This is a genomic window from Mycobacterium sp., assembly GCF_052145595.1.
In the GTDB taxonomy this organism is placed as follows: domain Bacteria; phylum Actinomycetota; class Actinomycetes; order Mycobacteriales; family Mycobacteriaceae; genus Mycobacterium.
Window position 1 is genome coordinate 1 of record NZ_JBKQOI010000324.1, and the last position, 2,848, is coordinate 2,848.

Sequence of the window (2,848 nt, forward strand, 5' to 3'; positions counted from 1 at the left end):
CCGAGTCGGTACGCTGGCGATCGCCGCCCGTTACGGGCGGCCACGGGAATCTTTGCACATCTCATCGGTAAGGTCGGGGCTTCGGAGTTGGCGCTGTTCTTTCAGATCCTTGGGTTTGCGCTGTTCATTTTCTGGCTGCTGCTCATCGCTCGGGTCGTCGTTGAGTTCATCCGCTCGTTCAGCCGCGACTGGCATCCCACCGGTATCACCGTGGTGATCCTGGAGATCATCATGTCGATCACCGATCCGCCGGTGAAATTGCTGCGCCGGCTCATCCCACAACTCACCATCGGGGCGGTCCGGTTCGACCTGTCCATCATGGTGCTGTTGCTGGTCGCGTTCATCGGCATGCAACTGGCGTTCGGCGCCGCGGCGTGAGCCAGCCGCCGCGGCCGGAGCCGGGAGACAGTTCGGCCACGTTTTAGCTTCGGTTCGGTAGGCGCCATTTGAAAATTCTAAGGATTCGGATTTTATTGGCCTTAGTGTCTGAAATTGGTTCTTATTTATTGGGCTAATCGGCTACCGCCGGGTCTGGTGTGACAGGATGGACGGCAGTTGCGCGACGGCTACCACTCCGTTCTACACTTTCCAGATCGTTTGACAGGAACTCGAGGGGACGAACAATGCCGCTTACACCAGCCGACGTTCACAATGTGGCGTTCAGTAAGCCGCCTATCGGCAAGCGCGGTTACAACGAAGATGAGGTCGACGCCTTCCTCGACCTGGTGGAGAACGAGCTGACGCGGCTCATCGAAGAAAACTCCGATCTGCGTCAACGGATCGAGGAACTGGACCAGGAGTTGGCCGCCGGCGGTGGCGGCGCCGGTCCGGCTGTCTCTGCCGCGCCCACCCAGGCGATCCCCGTCATCGAGCCCGAACCCGAGCCGGTCAAGCCGGCACCGGTTGCAGCCGCAGCTGCCGCGGGAACCAATGAGGAACAGGCCATGAAGGCCGCTCGGGTATTGGCTCTGGCGCAAGACACCGCCGACCGGCTCACCGGCACCGCGAAGACCGAATCGGAGAAAATGCTGGCCGACGCCCGCGCCAACGCCGACCAGATCCTCAGCGAGGCCCGTAGCACCGCCGAGACCACGGTCGCCGATGCCCGGCAACGCGCCGACACGATGCTGGCCGATGCCCAAAGCCGCTCCGAGACCCAGCTGCGCCAGGCCCAGGAGAAGGCCGACGCCCTGCAGGCCGACGCGGAACGCAAGCATTCCGAGATCATGGGGACCATCAACCAACAGCGCACCGTGCTGGAAGGCCGCCTCGAACAACTGCGTACCTTCGAACGCGAGTACCGCACCCGACTCAAGACCTACCTGGAATCTCAGCTCGAGGAACTCGGCCAGCGCGGATCGGCGGCACCCGTCGACTCCAGCGCCGACGCCGGTGGGTTCGACCAATTCAATCGGGGTAACAACTAGCCGCAGAACGGTGCCGGACACTCGCCTGACTTCGAGGTCGGCATACTGGACCCGGTAGTCCCCGCTCGTCGGCTGGAGGATCGATGCTGATCATTGCCCTGGTGCTCGCCCTGATCGGGCTCGTCGCGTTGGTGTTCGCGGTCGTCACAAGCAACGAGCTGGTGGCCTGGGTGTGCATTGGCGCCAGCGTTTTGGGCGTGGTGCTACTGATCATCGACGCAGTGCGGGAACGCCAGCGACGTGAATTAGGCGGCAAAGACCACGACGAGGACGGGACCAAAGACGACGAGGGGGCCTACGTCGACTATCCCGAGGAAGTCCCCGACGAGGGCGAACAGCACCTCGCCAGCGAGGACACCACCGTTGATGACTCGTCGCCGCAAGCCGGCACCGAAGCGGGCGAGGACTCGACGGTACCCGCCGATGGCCGCAGCGAGGACCGGGCCAAGTAGACCGGCCAAGCAACGCTTTGGCGGTCCCGCACGGGCTCAGCTGGTTGGCGTGTTCAGCAGCTCGCGCACCTCATCGTCACTGACCTGGTGAAAGTCGGCGTAGACCTGTCCGACGGCTTCGAACCCGGGCGGCATGGTTGAGCACACCACCTCATCGGCTTCCTGCGTGAGCTCGTGGCAGGTCGACTCGGGGCCGACAGGGACCGCGACGACGATCGATTGCGGTCCGGCCGCCCGCACGGCCCGCACGGCGGCCAGCATGCTGGCACCGGTGGCGATGCCGTCGTCGACCAAAATCACAATCTTGCCGCGCGCGTCGGCGATCGGGCGCCCGCCCCGATATGCCTGCTCGCGCCTGGCGAGCTCGGCGGTCTCGCTCGCTATCACCTCGCGGACCTGCTCGTCGGTGATGTGCAAGCTGGAAACCACGTTGTCGTTCATGACAACCCCGCCGCCGCTGGCCACCGCCCCCATCGCAAGCTCCGACCAGCGCGGCACCCCGAGCTTGCGGACCAGGAAAACATCCAGCGGGGCGTGCAGGGCCGCGGCGATTTCCCACGCCACGGGAACGCCGCCCCGTGCCAGTCCGAAGACCAGCACATCGTCCTTGTCCCGGTAGGAAGCCATCTCCGCGGCCAGCGCGCGACCGGCTTCACGACGGTCGCGGAACGTACGCGTCGCAGTTCGCCGGAGAAAGCCGCTCGGTGGGGTCATTGGTTCGCACTCCAGGCTACTGGCTTTATCCAGCCTCCCGGCGGTGGCGAAGCGCCAAGAACAAGGCCTATTCAGCCGAATCGTCAATGTGGGCCGGATAACCTTGTCCGTGAACGGGATTGGCCACGGCAACAATGCCCAGATATCGCTTTGCAGGTCAGGCACGATCGAGAGGATCCGCGATATGAGTCGGCGCTCTAACACCTACACGGGCTACAGCATTGCTTGCGCAATCGTCTGGGGCGTCATCCTGGC

Annotated in this window: 4 protein-coding genes and 1 pseudogene; 4 read left to right on the forward strand and 1 reads right to left on the reverse strand. The window is 64.2% G+C overall.

Translation table 11 applies throughout. The features are described from left to right. The first annotated feature begins 87 nt into the window (after nt 1-87). From ACLP4W_RS27230 to ACLP4W_RS27240, 3 genes are all read left to right on the forward strand, one after another. Nucleotides 88-378 (forward strand): YggT family protein, encoded by a 291-nt coding sequence (locus ACLP4W_RS27230; RefSeq protein WP_442390484.1) that lies wholly within the window; start codon nt 88-90, stop codon nt 376-378. A 245-nt stretch (nt 379-623) separates the two neighbouring features. After that, entirely contained in the window at nt 624-1,427 is an 804-nt protein-coding gene (wag31, locus tag ACLP4W_RS27235) for a DivIVA-like cell division protein Wag31 (RefSeq protein WP_442390482.1), read from the forward strand. An 83-nt stretch (nt 1,428-1,510) separates the two neighbouring features. After that, on the forward strand, nt 1,511-1,879 hold the full coding sequence (locus ACLP4W_RS27240; protein WP_442390483.1) for a hypothetical protein: 369 nt from the start codon (nt 1,511-1,513) through the stop codon (nt 1,877-1,879). Between the two features lie 36 nt (nt 1,880-1,915). Here ACLP4W_RS27240 and ACLP4W_RS27245 read toward each other — a convergent pair. Next, nucleotides 1,916-2,605, reverse strand: a pseudogene (locus ACLP4W_RS27245) (phosphoribosyltransferase); the annotation flags it as partial. A 31-nt stretch (nt 2,606-2,636) separates the two neighbouring features. On the opposite strand from ACLP4W_RS27245, the gene ACLP4W_RS27250 reads away from it, so the two are divergent. Then, a partial coding sequence (locus ACLP4W_RS27250) for a hypothetical protein (RefSeq protein WP_442390485.1) occupies nt 2,637-2,848 on the forward strand: 212 nt, incomplete at its 3' end.